General features: G+C 63.2%; 15 protein-coding genes. 7 read left to right on the forward strand and 8 right to left on the reverse strand.

The window, feature by feature from the left end; genetic code table 11:
* Position 1: 1 nt before the first annotated feature.
* Positions 2–1,090: a substrate-binding domain-containing protein gene (locus JQ567_RS20060; protein WP_212440414.1), complete on the reverse strand. Its 1,089-nt coding sequence runs from the start codon at positions 1,088–1,090 to the stop codon at positions 2–4.
* A 114-nt stretch (positions 1,091–1,204) separates the two neighbouring features.
* On the opposite strand from JQ567_RS20060, the gene JQ567_RS20065 reads away from it, so the two are divergent.
* Positions 1,205–2,689 carry an aldehyde dehydrogenase family protein gene (locus tag JQ567_RS20065; RefSeq protein WP_212440415.1) on the forward strand — a complete coding sequence of 495 codons (1,485 nt, stop codon included), beginning with the start codon at positions 1,205–1,207 and terminating at the stop codon, positions 2,687–2,689.
* Between the two features lie 196 nt (positions 2,690–2,885).
* Here the strand turns inward: JQ567_RS20065 and JQ567_RS20070 are convergent, their stop codons facing one another.
* From JQ567_RS20070 to JQ567_RS20090, 5 genes are all read right to left on the reverse strand, one after another.
* Positions 2,886–3,854 (reverse strand): nitronate monooxygenase family protein, encoded by a 969-nt coding sequence (locus tag JQ567_RS20070; protein ID WP_212440416.1) that lies wholly within the window; start codon positions 3,852–3,854, stop codon positions 2,886–2,888.
* Between the two features lie 225 nt (positions 3,855–4,079).
* Entirely contained in the window at positions 4,080–4,670 is a 591-nt protein-coding gene (locus tag JQ567_RS20075; RefSeq protein ID WP_409363618.1) for a hypothetical protein, read from the reverse strand.
* A gap of 68 nt (positions 4,671–4,738) precedes the next feature.
* Positions 4,739–5,320 carry a YqaA family protein gene (locus JQ567_RS20080; RefSeq protein ID WP_212440417.1) on the reverse strand — a complete coding sequence of 194 codons (582 nt, stop codon included), beginning with the start codon at positions 5,318–5,320 and terminating at the stop codon, positions 4,739–4,741.
* A 63-nt stretch (positions 5,321–5,383) separates the two neighbouring features.
* Positions 5,384–5,839: a phosphoribosyl-ATP diphosphatase gene (hisE, locus tag JQ567_RS20085; RefSeq protein WP_212440418.1), complete on the reverse strand. Its 456-nt coding sequence runs from the start codon at positions 5,837–5,839 to the stop codon at positions 5,384–5,386.
* Positions 5,840–5,978: 139 nt separating this feature from the next.
* Complete coding sequence (locus tag JQ567_RS20090) at positions 5,979–6,407, reverse strand: hypothetical protein (protein ID WP_212440419.1); 429 nt, start codon at positions 6,405–6,407, stop codon at positions 5,979–5,981.
* A 257-nt stretch (positions 6,408–6,664) separates the two neighbouring features.
* Between JQ567_RS20090 and JQ567_RS20095 the strand changes: the two genes are divergently transcribed.
* From JQ567_RS20095 to JQ567_RS20120, 6 genes are all read left to right on the forward strand, one after another.
* Positions 6,665–7,729: an ABC transporter substrate-binding protein gene (locus JQ567_RS20095; RefSeq protein WP_212440420.1), complete on the forward strand. Its 1,065-nt coding sequence runs from the start codon at positions 6,665–6,667 to the stop codon at positions 7,727–7,729.
* Positions 7,730–7,838: 109 nt separating this feature from the next.
* Positions 7,839–9,617, forward strand: coding sequence for a glucan ABC transporter ATP-binding protein/ permease (locus JQ567_RS20100; RefSeq protein WP_212440421.1), 1,779 nt, complete (start codon positions 7,839–7,841; stop codon positions 9,615–9,617).
* A gap of 223 nt (positions 9,618–9,840) precedes the next feature.
* Positions 9,841–11,325: a D-alanyl-D-alanine carboxypeptidase family protein gene (locus JQ567_RS20105; RefSeq protein ID WP_212440422.1), complete on the forward strand. Its 1,485-nt coding sequence runs from the start codon at positions 9,841–9,843 to the stop codon at positions 11,323–11,325.
* Positions 11,326–11,509: 184 nt separating this feature from the next.
* Positions 11,510–13,192: a long-chain fatty acid--CoA ligase gene (locus JQ567_RS20110; RefSeq protein WP_212440423.1), complete on the forward strand. Its 1,683-nt coding sequence runs from the start codon at positions 11,510–11,512 to the stop codon at positions 13,190–13,192.
* A 28-nt stretch (positions 13,193–13,220) separates the two neighbouring features.
* Complete coding sequence (locus JQ567_RS20115) at positions 13,221–13,775, forward strand: DUF924 family protein (RefSeq protein WP_212440424.1); 555 nt, start codon at positions 13,221–13,223, stop codon at positions 13,773–13,775.
* A gap of 169 nt (positions 13,776–13,944) precedes the next feature.
* Entirely contained in the window at positions 13,945–14,430 is a 486-nt protein-coding gene (locus tag JQ567_RS20120) for a peroxiredoxin (RefSeq protein ID WP_192735294.1), read from the forward strand.
* Positions 14,431–14,702: 272 nt separating this feature from the next.
* Here the strand turns inward: JQ567_RS20120 and rnhA are convergent, their stop codons facing one another.
* Both rnhA and JQ567_RS20130 read right to left on the reverse strand, forming a co-directional pair.
* Positions 14,703–15,167: a ribonuclease HI gene (gene rnhA, locus JQ567_RS20125; RefSeq protein ID WP_212209851.1), complete on the reverse strand. Its 465-nt coding sequence runs from the start codon at positions 15,165–15,167 to the stop codon at positions 14,703–14,705.
* A complete protein-coding gene (locus JQ567_RS20130; protein ID WP_212440425.1) occupies positions 15,155–16,135 on the reverse strand; it encodes a homoserine kinase in 981 nt (326 codons plus the stop codon). Before JQ567_RS20130 ends, rnhA begins: the two co-directional genes overlap by 13 nt.
* Between the last annotated feature and the right edge of the window lie 3 nt (positions 16,136–16,138).

A 16,138-nucleotide genomic window follows, 5' to 3' on the forward strand; every position in this document is an offset into this window, starting at 1 on the left:
CTCACACCACACCGCTACCCACGCTCTCCAAGAACGCCTTGACGTTGCTGACTGTGCCGGTGTCGGTCGCGACATAGCCGGGCAGGCTCGCCACCTCGCGCTGGAACTCGCGGCCCTTCATGATGTCGATGACGCGGCGCATCGGCTCGGTCTCCAGGAACGCGCGTTTGCAGACAAAGAAATAATCCTCGGTCAGCAAGCGGATGAAATCGAGCCCGAACTGCCGTGCGGCCGCCTCGACGCCAAAACTGACATCGGCCATGCCGCTGGCGACGTAGGCGGCGACCGCCGCGTGGGTGAATTCCATCTGCTGGGCGCCGTTGATTTTCGCTTCGTCGATTCTGTGCAACGCCAGCAACTGATCGAAAAGTAGCCGCGTTCCGGAATCATGGTCACGGTTCACGAAGCGCGCCTTGCGATCAACGATATCCTTGATGGATGCAATCTTGAGTGGGTTGTTCGGCTTGACCATCAATCCCATTTCGCGCGTCACGAAACTGATGACGCGGTCCTCGCGCGGATCGAGCCATTCCTTGCAGGCCCGGATGCCCTGTGCCCGCAATTCGCCGCGCGGCAGATGCACGCCGGAGAGATCGCAGGCGCCTTGCGCCAGCGACAGCAGCGAATTCTGGTTGCTGACATAACGCAAATCGACGCCGATCCCGGGTTCGCGATCGAGCAATTCGCGTAGCTTCGAGACCGCAAAACCATGGCTGGCGTGGACGCGGATCACGGACGGGCGCTGGTGCAGGAACGGCTTGATCTCGGTCGCGAGCTCCTGCGCCAGATTTTCAAGCTGCGGGCCGAGACGGGCCTGCATCCGCTCGCCGGCCCAGACCAGCTTCTCGCCGAACGCGGTCAGCGTCGTGCCCTTGCCGCGATGGGTCTCGACCAACGGCACGCCGAAGAAATCCGACCATTGCTCGACCAGATTCCAGACGTGGCGATAGGACAGTTGGGCGTGCGTCGCCGCGCTGGTGAGCTTTCCGGTTTTGCGGATTTCATTGAGGATTCCGAGCATCACCACGGCCGTTTGTGGACTGCCTTCCTTGTGAAATCGCCAGACGGTTTCGATCTCGATGTGGTGCATTGGCTCTCAGCCTATGAAGTCGATTGCATATGTTTGCAGCTCATAGGCAGATCATATCATATTTACTGCAGCGAATATCCTCCTAGTTTGAGATACAGAAACGGAGGAAATATGATGTCCATTGCATATGATTACACCGCGACGGCGCCCGCGATCGCGGCCGCCAGGCCCCGGTTGCTGCTGATCGACGGCCAGCACGTGCCCTCGATCTCCGGACGCACCTTCAAGACGCTCAATCCGGCCACCGAACAGGTCATCGCCACCGTGGCGGAAGGCAACGAGGCCGACGTCGATCGCGCCGTGGCCGCGGCCCGCCGCGCCTTTGAAGGCCCCTGGCGCAGCATGCGCGCCTCCGAGCGCGGCCAGATCCTGCTCCGGCTTGCGGAGCTGATGAAGAAGCACGCGGACGAAATCGCAGCGCTCGAAAGCCTCGATGCCGGCAAGCCGATATCAGGCGTGCTGCGGCAGGACCTTCCGGCCGCCATCGACACGCTGACCTACTACGCGGGCTGGGCCGACAAGATCCACGGCGAGGTGGTCTCGACGCGGGACGACGCGCTGACCTACACCGTGCGCGAGCCGGTCGGCGTGGTCGCGGCGATCGTTCCCTGGAATTTTCCGCTGATGATCGGGATGTGGAAACTGGCGCCCGCGCTCGCCTGCGGCTGCACTATCGTGATGAAGCCTGCTGAGCTGACCTCGCTGTCGGCGCTGCGGATCGGCGAGCTGGCGCTGGAAGCCGGCCTGCCGCCGGGCGTGCTCAACATCGTGACCGGCCCCGGCCGGGTCGTCGGCGACGCGCTGGTCAATCATCCTGATGTCGACAAGGTCACATTCACGGGCTCGCCAGGCGTCGGCCGCGGCATCCTGCGCGGTGCGGCCGGCAACTTCAAACGGGTGTCGCTCGAACTCGGCGGCAAATCCGCCAACGTGATCTTCGACGACGCCGATATCGAGGCCGCCAGCAAGGCGGCGGCTTCGGGGATCTTCTTCAACGCCGGACAGGTATGCTCGGCCGGCTCCCGCGTACTGGTCCATGAGAAGGTCTACGATGAAGTGGTCGAACGGCTGACGCAACGCGCTCAGTCGATCCGCATCGGCGATCCCGGCGATCGCGCCACGGCGCTCGGTCCCGTGATCTCCGAAAAGCAGATGAAGAGCATCCTCGATTATGTCGATATCGGCCAGCAGGAAGGCGCGCTGCTGACCACCGGCGGGACACGCGTCGGCACCAGCGGCTATTTCATCAGCCCCGCCGTGTTCGCCAATGTCGAACACGAGATGCGCATCTCGCAGGAGGAAATCTTTGGTCCGGTGGTGAGCGTCATCAAGTTCAGAGATGAAGCCGATGCGCTGCGGATCGCCAACGGCACCGCCTACAGCCTCGCGGCCGGGGTGTGGAGCCGCGACATCGGGCGGGTGCAGCGTTTCGCAAGGAACGCAAAGGCCGGAACGGTCTGGATCAACACCTACGGCTATACCGACGTGCGGTTGCCGTGGGGCGGCGTGCGCGATTCCGGTTTCGGCCGGGAACACGGCTCGGCCGCGATCGAGAATTTTACCGAGCCGAAGGCGGTGTGGATGAATCTCAACGTGTGACGGTCGCGCGTCGGAGCGGCGCTTTCTTCCCTCTCCCCTTGTGGGAGAGGGTGGATCGAATGAGCGAAAGCTCATTCGAGACGGGTGAGGGGTTCTCTCCGCGGATACACACCTCCCCGCGGATAGAGACCCCTCATCCGCCTTCGCTGCGCGAAGGCACCTTCTCCCACAAGGGGAGAAGGGAAGAAGCGATCACTCACAGTGGCGGATCAACCGCCTCGGCGTATTCCTTCTTGAACCTTGCGATCAGTTCGGCCGCTGGCAGAATTTTTGCCACGCTGCCGACGCCCTGGCCGCTGCCCCAGATTTCCTTCCAGGCCTTCGGCTTGGCGCGCTCGCCCGAAGCATCCGTGCCGAAACTCATCTTTGACGGATCCGAGGTCGGCAGATTGTCGGGATCCATGCCGGCGGCGACAATCGACGGCTTCAGATAGTTGCCATGCACGCCGGTGAACAGGTTGGAATAGACGATGTCTTCCGCGCCTGAGGCCGTGATCATCTGCTTGTAGCCTTCCACCGCATTGGCCTCCGCGGTAGCGATGAAGGCCGAGCCGATATAGGCGAAGTCGGCACCCAGTATGCGTGCCGCACGAATGGCCCGGCCGTTGGCAATCGCGCCCGACAACGCGATCGGACCGTCGAACCATTGCCTCGTCTCGGCCACGAAGGCCAATGGTGAGATTTCGCCGGCATGACCGCCGGCGCCCGCCGACACCAGGACCAGCCCATCGGCGCCCTTCTCAACCGCCTTGTGCGCAAATTTCTGGTTGATGACGTCGTGGAACACGATGCAGCCCCAGCCATGCGCCGCCTGGTTGAGCTCTTCGCGCGCACCGAGCGAGGTGATCATCATCGGCACCTTGTGCTTTTCGCAAAGCGCCAGATCCTGATCGAGCCGGTTGTTCGACTTGTGCACGATCTGGTTGACCGCGAACGGCGCCGAGGGCGCTTCCGGGTGCGCCTTGTCGTGGGCGGCGAGTTCTTCCTTGATCCGCGCCAGCCATTCGTCGAGCAGCGCCGGCGGCCGCGCGTTCAGCGCCGGAAACGATCCGACCACACCCGCCTTGCACTGCGCGATCACGAGATCAGGCACGGAAATGATGAACAGCGGCGCAGCGATGACGGGGATCGACAGACGGCCCTTGAACAAGGCAGGCATGGACATTCGAAGCAATCCTTATGCGTGTTCCGGAACTGGTACGGGCATCTCCAAGAGATATCTCAAGAGATGCCGGACGTCATACCAACAAGGCAATCTTTCCAGTGTCAAGTATTGCGTTTTGGCGCTATTTTTTGCGCATGATCTCCGGGCAAACGCTCCCGCGTTTGTCCCGAGGGAAAACCGGCGCCCGCTTTGCGCTGACGCGGCCCTGCGGGTCCGCATCATACGCTATTGGCATATCGCGCGAGTCACGTAATTTTCGGTCTTGCAGTCGCCCGGCTCGCGCTTGCGGCCCGGGATGAACACTTTCGGCGAGCATTTCTCGGCCGCGTCGGTGTCGAGGCTCTTGCCTTCCCTGTAACCCTTGGTCTGGCACAGCTTGTCGGCCCCCGCCTTGCAGTCGGGCGCGCCATTGGCCGACACCAGGCAGGCCGCGCGTCCTGTGACCATGATCGACGGAAGCACCATGTTCGACCGGCTGTCGCCGGTATCCTTTGCAGCATCCTTGGCGCGGGTGTTGAGGTCGGTCTCGCCTGGGCTCTTCAGGCTCGGCAGGATCGATTTGGATTTCTCGAGCAGCTTGCCGATTTCGTTGATCAGGCCGGGATTTTCCGGCTGCTGCGGCGGCGGTTCGATCTGCTGAGGCGCCGGTCCTTGCGGCACCGGCTGCTGGGCCGGCGACTGCACGCCGAGCGAGGGCTGAGGCGCGCCTTGCGACCAGCCGGCGTCCGAGGCCAGCGCCAGCATCGACAGGGCGAGGCAAGCGGTCGCGAACGCCGTCGCGAATGACTTGAAAAGATGGCCGATTCGATCAGGCATGGAGCGAGCGTAGCCTGAAGCGGGCGTGTTCTGAAGCCTTTGGGCCGGCAAAGCGCCCCGCGCGCAGGTCAGACCAATTTAACCGCGATGACGAACCCGAGCACCAGCACCACGGCCCCGATCGCGACCCAGAGGCCAAGCCGCTTTTCCAGCTCGCTGCGAATGAGGTCGCCGTAACGGTTGAGCAGGATAGCGACCACGAAGAACCGGCCGCCCCGCGCGATGATCGAGCACATGATAAACAGCCAGATGTTGTAGCCGGCAAATCCTGACGTGATGGTCACGAGCTTGTAGGGGATCGGCGTCAACCCCTTGCCGATGATGATCAGCGCGCCCCATTCGGCATAGGACTGCCGGAAGGCTTCGACCTTGCCGCTGAGACCATAGATGTTGATCAGCCACTGCCCGAGCGAGTCGTACAGCAGCGCGCCGATCGCGTATCCGACCACACCGCCGGCAACCGAGGCGATCGTGCACACGGTTGCGAACCACCACGCCCGCTTCGGCCGCGCCAGTGACATCGGCAGCAGCATGACATCGGGCGGGATCGGGAAGAACGAGCTTTCCGCGAACGATACCGCCGCCAAAATCCAGAGCGCGTAGGGCTTGTCGGCGGCAGCGATGAACCAGTCGTAGGATCGTTTAAGCATGGCCGCATGAACCATCATGGAGCGGATTTGTCCATGCCGGCAAACGACGGAATTTTAGGAGATTTAGTGCCGCTTTCGCAGGCTGCGGCCTTCCAGCGCGACAATTCGCCGCCGAACCGCAGGTGGTGTCACCGCTTTGGGCAACGCCTTGGCAGGGACGACCTTGGCGAGGGCCGCCTTGGCAATTCCCTTGGGCGCCTTGACCGCCGATTTCGGCAGCTTCTCGGCAATGCCGAGCATCTCCTCGCGCCGTTCCATCTCACGCCAGACATCCTCGGGCTTGACGCCGGCGGCTGCCCACAGAACGGTCAGGTTGTAGAGAAGGTCGGCGCTCTCGCGGACCACCGCATCGGTCTTGCCGTTGACGGCGTCGATCACAACTTCGATGGCTTCCTCAGCCAGCTTCTTGGCCATCTTGGCCGGGCCCCGCTGAAACAGCCGGGCGGTACGCGACGTAGCCGGATCAAGATCCCTGGCCGCGATCACCGCCTGATAGAGCCGCTCGAGCGAATCACTCATCCTTCGAACCTAGTGGAAAGCCGTGGCCGGCGTGTTAACGGCCGGGCTCACAACCAAAAAAATCCACCGGCCAGATGCGGCCGGTGGATTCGTGTTTAACAGCCGCCTTAGCAGCGCGCGCAATTACCAAGCGTTGGAATTACCAGGCGTTGGGATTCTTGTAGCCGCCATAGTACCGGTTACCGTAGCCACCGCCGTAGTAGTAGGGGCCGCCGCCATAGTAAGTCGGGGGAGCAGCGTAATAGGCCGGGCCGCCACCGTAGTAACCATAGCTGTTGTCATAGTAGTAATCGCGGCGGTTTTGGGCGGCCGCAATCGCGATGCCGGTGCCGACGATGCCGGCGAAGGCCGCAGCCGCCGCGGCGCCGCCGCCGCCATGATATCTCCTGCCGCGCGAACTGAAGTCAGTCGCGCCGCTTGTCCCGGTCGTGGCCGTTACATCCTTGGCAGGCGCAGCCGAGCCGGCGAAAGCTGCCGACGGCTGGTAGGCCGTCAGGGCTACCGCGACAACCGTCGCCACCGCGCCGGCGCGGCCGATCGATGAAAACACTCCTGATCGTGCAAACATCTCGATATCCTCCGTGGGAGCTTGGCCTGACAGGCCTCGAATTGCTAACCACCGAGCGGATATTAGGTTCCCCAAACCGAATGCAAGCTGAACGATCTCTGGCCAAATCGTGGCAGTCATCGCCCGTTTACGTTGGATGCGACAGAATGCCTGCGTTTAAGGCTTGTAATGCCGGTGTTCTTGTCCTGAAACAGACCTGCGATCCAACAAACCTGGCCACGCGGCAACTTGTCCCATCTCTTGCTGACGTAAGCTCAATGCGTGCACGCCGAACCAACGCCCTTCGCTCGATGCTGGCCTCGCTTGCAGGCCTTTGCGGAGTGGTGTGCTTTGGTGCGGGGGCGAGCCTTGCCGCGGACGAACCACGGCCGCCGCTCGCGATCCAGTTCTCGCTCGACCGGCCGATCGATGCGACGGACGCGCCGTTCGTGATGGCGGCCACCGGCGGCCTGTTCACCGCCGAGGGGCTCGCCGTCACCATCAACATCGCCAGCGGATCGCCGGATGCGATCGCGCGCGTCGCGGCCGGCACCAGCGATTTCGCGCTGGTCGACATCAACGCGCTGGTGCGTTTTCGCGACAAGGACAAGCAGGGCGTCCCGCCGGTCAAGGCGGTGTTCGTGCTGTTCAACAAGGCACCCTACGCCATCATCGCCCGCAAGAGCCGCGGCGTCCGGGCGCTGTCGGACATCGAAGGCAAGAATCTCGGCGTCGCCGAGGGCGATCTTTCGGTCCGGCTATGGCCGGCGGTGGCGAAGCAGAACGGCATCAAGATCGCGAGCGTCAAGCAAAGCAATATCAGCGCCGCGGTGCGCGAGCCGATGCTGTCGGCAGGCCAGATCGATGCCGTCACCGGATTTTCCTATCTGTCGGCGATCAACCTGAAAGACCGTGGCGTGCCGGCCGACGATCTGGCGGTCTTGAAATTCGCCGACTATGGCTGCGACGCCTACGGTTTCGCCATTGTCGTCAACCCGGCGCTGGCGGCCGCCAAGCCGGAAGCGGTAAAGGGATTTGTGCGGGCGGTGATCGGCGGGACGCACCTGGCCATCAAGGACCCCGCCGCCGCCGTGACCGAGATCGTCAACCGCATGGACGGCGGCTCGCACGACCTGGAGCTCGAACGGCTGAGCGCCATCCTGCGCGACAATATCCTGACCGGCGAGGTCAGGCGCAACGGCATCGGCGGCATCGATATTGCGAGGTTCGAGCGGTCGATCGATCAGCTCGCGGAAGGCTTCAAATTCCAGAAGCGGCCGGTAGCTGCGGACATTTTCGACGACCAGTTCCTGCCCCCGGTCAACGGCCGACTGATCAATTGAGTAGCTGATCAATTGAGTAAAAGTCTCGCGGACGCTGGTTCTCTGCGGCGATCCCTGATTAGAATGCGGCTCGACTGATCTCCCCGTTGCCCCCTCCAGTGCTTGCGGCATGTCCATGATTCGCCTTTACACCCGCGTGCTCGAGCTGCTCGGCAAAGAGGCGCGGCTGGGCTGGATTCTGGCCGGTGCCAATCTGCTGCTGGCCGGCGCGCAATTCGCCGAGCCCGTGCTGTTCGGCAAGATCATCGACGTGCTCTCCGGCAAGCCGGCGCCGGGTCCGCTGTCATCGTCAGGGGCCTGGCCGCTGCTGGCGGCCTGGGTGGCGTTCGGACTGTTCACCATCGGCTGCAGCGCCGCGGTGGCGCTGCACGCCGACAAGCTGGCGCACCGCCAGCGCCAGGCGGTGCTGACCGACTATTTCGAACACATCATGCAGCTGCCACTGACCTTCCACACCGGCACCCATTCCGGGCGGTTGATGAAGGTGATGCTGAACGGCACGGATTCACTGTGGCGGCTCTGGCTCGGATTCTTCCGCGAGCATTTTGCCGCGATCATGTCGCTGGTGGTGCTGCTGCCGCTGTCGCTCTACATCAACTGGCGGCTGGCGATCCTGTTGTTCCTGCTGTGCGTGGTGTTCACGGTGCTGACCACGCTGGTGGTGCGCAAGACCTATGGCATGCAGAGCGAGGTCGAGGAGCATTACTCGGACCTCTCCGCGCGCGCTTCCGACGCGCTCGGCAACGTCGCGCTGGTGCAGAGCTTCGTGCGCATCGATGCCGAGGTGCAGGGCCTGCGCTATGTCGCCGACAAGCTGCTCGCGGTGCAGATGCCGGTGCTCGGCTGGTGGGCGTTGGTCACCGTGATCACCCGCGCCTCCACCACCATCACCGTGCTCGCGATCTTCACCGTCGGCATCGTGCTGCACGGCCAGGGGCTGACGACCGTCGGCGAGATCGTGATGTTCGTGAGCTTCGCGACCATGCTGATCCAGAAGCTCGAACAGGTGGTGAGCTTCATCAACAGCGTGTTCATGGAAGCGCCACGCTTGCAGGAATTCTTCGACGTGCTGGACGCCGTGCCCGCGGTGCGCGATCGGCCCGGCGCTGTCGACACCGGCCGGCTCTCCGGCCTGATCGAATTCAACGACGTCTCGTTCTCCTATGACGGCAAGCGGCCCGCGATCGAGGATCTTTCCTTCACCGCTTTGCCCGGCCAGACCATCGCGCTGGTCGGCCCGACCGGCGCCGGCAAATCGACCGCGATCGCGCTGTTGCATCGCGCGTTCGATCCGCAGTCCGGCATCATCAAAATTGACGGCATGGATATCCGCGGCCTGAAGCTGACGGCGCTGCGGCGGAATATCGGCGTGGTGTTCCAGGAGGCCCTGCTGTTCAACCGCTCGCTCGCCGACAATCTGCGCGTCGGCAAACCGGACGCCACTGAAGAGGAAATGCGCATCGCGGCGTCGCGGGCGCAGGCGCTCGAATTCATCGAACGCAGCGACAAGAAATTCGAGACCCATGCCGGCGAGCGTGGCCGCATGCTGTCCGGCGGCGAACGGCAACGGCTGTCGATCGCGCGCGCGCTGTTGAAGGACCCGCCGATCCTGATCCTCGACGAGGCCACCAGCGCGCTCGACGCGGTCACCGAGGCGAAAGTCAACGCCGCTCTCGACGAAGTGATGAAGGGCCGCACGACCTTCGTGATCGCCCACCGGCTTTCGACCATCCGCAACGCGACGCGCATCCTGGTGTTCGACAACGGCCACGTGATCGAAAGCGGAACTTTCGATGAACTGGTGGCCAAAGGCGGCCGCTTTGCGGAACTCGCGCGGGCCCAGTTCATGGTGCAGGCCGACGCGCGAGCCAGCATTGAGACCCAATAGCCCACCCCTGCGCGGCATCCGGATTGAATTATCTGCCGAAATTGCGTCTATTTCGTCCACTATTTCGTCCACGATTTAATTGGCGAACCTCTGTTCTGGAACGGCAAGCCGGTATAGGTTTGCAGCCGCCGTGAGCGACGGCACCGGACACGCTTGAAACCCGAACGTCAGATATCAGGACCTCCTATTTTCAAGGCGGGTCTCAAAGGACCGGAACGCAAAAGTGCATTTTCTTCGCCCGCTGCTTCGCCATCCATTGTTGAACCTGATCCTGTTCGTCGCCGCGCTTGCGGTCGCAACGCCCCGCGCCGCGCATGCCGAGGCGTTGCTGGTGGTCGAAGCCGAAACCGGCAAGGTGTTGCAGGCCGAAAATGCGACGATGCCCTGGTATCCGGCATCGGTGACCAAAATCATGACGGCTTACGTCACGCTCAAAGCCGTCAAGGAAGGGCGCCTGCGACTCGACAGCGTGCTGACGGTTTCGCCGGTGGCAGCCTCGCAGTCGCCGTCGAAGATGGGCTTCAAGCCGGGCACGCAAGTCACCGTCGAAAACGCGCTGGCGATGGTGATGGTGAAGTCGGCCAACGACATGGCCGTGGTGCTCGCCGAAGGCGTCGGCGGCTCCGTCGACGGCTTCTCGGGGATGATGAACGCGACCGCACAGCGGCTCGGCATGACGCAGACGAGCTACGTCAATCCGAACGGCTTGCCCGCCGATGGCCAGATCACCTCGGCGCGCGATCTTGCGATTTTGGCGCGTGCCGTGATTCGCGATCTGCCCGAATACGAATATTTCATGCACATCCCGGCGATCCGTTTCGGCCGCCGCACCACCAACAATTTCAACAAGCTGATCGGCCGCTATGCCGGCGCCGACGGCTTCAAGACCGGCTTCATCTGCGCGTCCGGATACAATCTGGTGGCCTCGGCGACGCGCGACGGCAAGCGGCTGATCGCGGTCGTGCTCGGCTCGACCTCCGGCCAGGCCCGCGCGGTGCGCGCCGCCCAGTTGCTGGAGCGCGGCTTTGCCGGCAACGGGCTGGGATGGCTGCGACCCTCGCTCGGCACCGTCGACAATCTGGTGCCGATCGACGCCACGCCGCCGAACCTGCGCGAGGAGATGTGCAACGGCAAGCGCAAGCGGCCCGCCACCGACGAGGATGCGGACACGACAGTGGCCGCCGGTGGGGGCGAAAGCCCGGCGCTGGCGTTCTTTTCCGCTGGACTGCAGGCGCCGACGGCAAAGCCCTCGGAACTGCTCGCGACGGCGTACACGGCTGGCGAGCCCATGGTGGTCTATACCGGCCCGAAGAAGACCGGCACGGAGCTGATTGCCGCCGTGGCCGCGGACGACCAGAAGCAGATCACGCGGCGCGGCAAGAAATCGCGGGTCGCGGCGAAGAAGCCGGACGCGGACAAGCCCAAGTCTGAGGCCAAGTCTGAAGCCAAGTCTGAGGCCAAGACCGCCGCCACAAAACCCGCGGCCAAACCGGCCGCGGTGCGGCACGCGAATGTCAAACCGGACACCGCCGCCGCAAAGCCTGCTGCCGCCGCAAAGCCTGTGGCAGCTGTAAAGCCTGCCGCAGTTGCCAAGCCCGCCGCCAGGCCGGCCGAGAAACCTGCCGCTTCGGGCGATAAGCCGGCCGCGAAGCCCGCCAAGCCCAACGCCGCCGCAAAACCCAAGAGCGAATCCAAACCGGCTGGTTAAAGAGCCCGCAAGGCCCGGCAATCAAGGCGGTTTTCGCCCGTTCCGGACGTTGACTTGTCGATTCCCAATGCGTCGATAGCGCGCAGCCGCTTGCCATCGGCGGCGGCATTCTCAATACTGCCCAAAACAAGGCATCCCGGCCCAAGAATTCGAGAAATCGGGAACTAACCAGAGGGGAAATACCATGGAGCGGATCTGGCTCAAGCAATATCCGGCCGGCGTGCCCGCCGATATCGACGTCAATCAGTACTCGTCGCTCGTCGAGTTGCTGGAAGAGAGTTTCAAGAAGTTCGCCGACCGCAAGGCGTTCATCTGCATGGACAAGTCGATCAGCTACCGCGACCTCGACCAGATGTCGGCTGCCCTTGGCGCCTATCTGCAGAGCAAGGGCCTGCAAAAGGGCGCCCGCGTCGCGCTGATGATGCCGAACGTGCTGCAGTATCCGGTCTCGACCGCCGCCGTGCTGCGCGCCGGCTATGCGGTGGTGAACGTCAACCCGCTCTACACCTCGCGTGAGCTCGAGCATCAGCTCAAGGATTCCGGCGCCGAGGCGATCGTGGTGCTGGAGAATTTCGCCACCACGGTACAGCAGGTGATCGCCAGGACCGCGGTCAAGCATGTGATCGTCGGCAGCATGGGCGACCTGCTCGGCTTCAAGGGCGTGATCGTCAATCTGGTGGTCCGCAAGGTGAAGAAGATGGTGCCGGCCTGGTCGATCCCGGGCGCGGTTTCGTTCAACGACGCGCTGGCGGCCGGCCGCGGCATGAAGCTCAACAAGCCGCAGCTTAGCCGCGACGACGTCGCCTTCCTGCAATATACCGGCGGCACGACAGGCGTTTCCAAGGGTGCGACGCTGCTCCACCGCAACATCCTCGCCAACGTGCTGCAGAACGACGCCTGGCTGCAGCCGGCACTGAAGAAGCCGCCGCATGTCGACGAACTGTTCATCGTCTGCGCGCTGCCGCTCTATCACATCTTCGCGCTGACGGCGTGCTTCCTGCTCGGGGTACGGGCCGGCGGCGTCAATCTGTTGATCCCGAACCCGCGCGACATGCAGGGCTTCATCAAGGAGCTGATGAAATACCAGGTCAACAGCTTCCCGGCGGTCAACACGCTGTACAATGGCCTGTTGAACTCGCCCGGTTTCGAGAAGGTCGATTTCTCCAAGCTGAAGACCTCGTTCGGCGGCGGTATGGCGACGCAAAAGGCCGTGGCCGAGAAATGGCTCAAGGTCACCGGCTGCGCACTGTCGGAAGGCTACGGCCTGTCGGAAACCTCGCCGACGCTGACCTGCAACCCGGCCGACACCGACAAGTTCTCCGGTTCGATCGGCATTCCCGTGCCCTCGACCTACCTCTCGATCCGCGACGACGACGGCAAGGAAGTGCCGCTCGGCGAAGCCGGCGAGATCTGCGCCAAGGGTCCGCAGGTGATGGCGGGCTACTGGAACCGGCCGGAAGAGACCGCGAACGTAATGACGGCGGACGGCTTCTTCCGCACCGGCGACATCGGCGTGATGACGCCGGACGGCTACACCAAGATCGTCGACCGCAAGAAGGACATGATCCTGGTCTCCGGCTTCAACGTCTATCCGAACGAGATCGAGGAAGTGATCGCCAGCCATCCGGGTGTGCTGGAGTGCGCCGTGATCGGTGTCCAGGACGCAAAGTCGGGCGAAGCGGTCAAGGCCTTCATCGTCAAGAAGGACCCGAACCTCACGGCCGACGACGTCATCAAGTTCTGCGGCACGCAGCTGACCGCCTACAAGGTCCCCAAGCAGATCGAGTTCAGGACCGACCTGCCCAAGACCAATGTCGGCAAGATCCTGCGCCGCGAACTGCGTGACGAAAAGAAGGCCGCGGCCTGAGACCGAACCGTGGAGCGAGCGTCGGATCATGACTGACGCTCGCGACACCACGCCGGCTGACATCCTGAAATTCTGGCGCGAAGCCGGCCACGACCGCTGGTACAAGCGCGACGACGCGTTCGACGCGGAAGTGCGTCAGCGGTATCTCGAGCTGTGGCGGAAGGCGGCCGCGGGCGAGTTGTCGTCCTGGGAAGCCAGCGACGACGGCGCGCTGGCACTCACCATCGTGCTCGACCAGTTTCCCCGCAACATGTTTCGTGGTGACCCGCTGACCTATGCGAGCGACAGGCTGGCGCGCGATGTCGCGGCCCGCGCCATCGACCGGGGTACCGACAAGCGCATCGACCCGACGTTGCTCGAATTCCTCTATCTGCCGTTCATGCATTCGGAGCATTTGCCCGACCAGCTGCGCTGCATCGAGCTGTTCGGCGGCACGGCCAATACCGAAAACAAGGAATATGCCGAGCATCACGCCGACATCATCCGCCGGTTCGGGCGCTTTCCGCACCGTAACCGCATCCTGGGGCGCGAAACGACGCCCGAAGAACAGGCATTCCTCGACACCGGCGGGTTTACCGGCTGATGACAGAACAGTGAACGCAAGACGGCATTGCCGTTTCCGGGACACCGAATATTGTGTCGGTCATCCGCAAAGGTTAGTCTTGTTTTGACGCGTTTTCTTCACGCGAACCGGTACCCACTTCGCTCGAAAACGCTATAAGACACATCCGCTCATTGAGGGAGAATTGACGATGACGATCCAAGTTGGCGACAAGCTGCCGGAAGCCAAGTTTCGCGTGATGACGGCGGAAGGGCCGCAGGTCAAAACCACCGACGATATTTTCAAGGGCAAGAAGGTCGCGCTGTTCGCGGTGCCCGGCGCCTATACCGGCACCTGCCACAAGATGCATCTGCCGAGCATCTTCCTCAACGCCTACGCCATCAAGGACAAGGGCGTGAACACCATCGCGATCGTCTCCGTCAACGACGCCTTCGTGATGAACGCGTGGAAGCGCGACACCGACCAGCGCGACGAGGCCACCTTCCTCGCCGACGGCAATGCCGACTTCACCAAGGCAATCGGCATGGAGCTCGACGCGTCCGGCAACGGCCTCGGCATCCGCTCCAAGCGCTATTCGATGCTGGTGGAAGACGGCGTGGTCAAGAAGCTCAACCTCGAGCCGGCCCCCGGCAAGGTCGAGGTTTCCGGCGGCGATACGCTGCTGGGGCAGCTCTGAGATCGTCATTGCCTGCGACAAACGTGAAGCGTTTGCGCAAGGGAGCAAAGCGACGAAGCAATCCATACTTGCTTTGCCGCTCTATGGATTGCTTCGCTTTGCTCGCAATGACGAGTTGATGGTCTAGCCGCACACACAACTGTCATCGCCCGGCTTGACCGGGCGACCCAGTACGCCGCGGCCTCTCGGCTCTTTCACAAACGTCTCTGGAATACTGGATCGCCCGCTTTCGCGGGCGACGACAGTTGTGGGTGTGGCGGCTAGGCCTATGCCTACGCCTTCAACCGTGCCATCGCGACGCCGTCGCGGGCCAGTTGATCGGCGCGTTCGTTCTCGTCGTGGCCGGCGTGGCCCTTGATCCAGTGCCAGCGCACCTCATGCGCCTTCAGCGCCGCGTCGAGGCGCTGCCACAGGTCGACGTTCTTGACCGGCTTCTTGTCGGACGTGCGCCAGCCGTTCCGCTTCCAGCCATGGATCCATTCGGTGATCCCTTTGCGGACGTATTGGCTGTCGGTGGTGAGGTCGACGACGCAGGCCTTCTTCAGCGCTTCCAGCGCCGAGATCGCCGCCATCAACTCCATGCGGTTGTTGGTGGTGTGCGCTTCGCCGCCCTTCAATTCCTTTTCGGTGTCGCCGAATTTCAGGATCGCGCCCCAGCCGCCGGGGCCGGGATTGCCCGAGCAGGCGCCGTCGGTGAATACCGTGACATGCGGCTTGGAATCGCTCACGCAGCGCATCCCGCCTGCATCAGGCCGTAATCGCGCGCGGACTGGACGCTCTGGTGGAAGCGCAGCTTGCGGACATATTCGAGCGGGTCTTTCGGCTTCACCAGCGCGCCCGGCGGCACGTCGAGGAAATCGACCAGACGCGTCAGCAAAAAGCGCAGCGCGGAGCCGCGCGCCAGGAGCGGCAGCGCATCCTGCTCGGCATCGGACAATTTCCGTTCGCGGCCATAGGCGCCGAGCAGCGCGCGCGCCTTGGTGACGTTGAAGGAATGATCCGGCTCGAAGCACCACGCGTTGAGGCAGATCGCGACGTCGTAGGCCAGGATGTCGTTGCAGGAAAACGGGAAGTCGATCAGCCCGGACAGCTTGTCGCCGAGGAAGAAGACGTTGTCGTTGAAGAGATCGCCATGGATGACGCCGAGCGGCAGATCTTTTGGCCAGTTCGCCTCGAGGTGATCGAGTTCGCGGGCGATGAAATCGCCCAAACCCGGCTGCACGCTGTCGGCACGCGGCGCCGACAGGTCGAACAGCGGCCGCCAGCCCTCGACCGACAGCGGATTTTTCCGGAACATCGGAAAGTCGCCGCCCGCCAGATGCATTTTGGCGAGCGCCCCGCCAACGCCGCTGCAATGCGCGGCGTTGGGCCGCCGCGGCCACATGCCTTCGAGGAAATTGATGATCGCAGCCGGCCGCCCGACGAGATGGCTGTAGACTTCGCCCTGGCGGTTTTTCGCCGGCTGCGGGCAATGCACGCCGCGCTCGGCCAGATGCGCCATCAGCGACAGGAAGTAGGGCAGATCGTCCACCGCCACGCGCTTTTCATACAGCGTGAGGATGTAGGCGCCCTTGCTGGTGTGCATCAGGAAGTTGGAATTCTCGACGCCTTCAGCGATGCCCTTGTAGGAGAGCAATTCGCCGACGTCGTAACTCTTGAGGAATTCCGCGAGGTCTTCGGCGGCAACATCCGTGTAAACCGCCATGGC

Source organism: Bradyrhizobium sp. AUGA SZCCT0431 (genome assembly GCF_018131065.1).
Classification (GTDB): Bacteria; Pseudomonadota; Alphaproteobacteria; order Rhizobiales; family Xanthobacteraceae; genus Bradyrhizobium.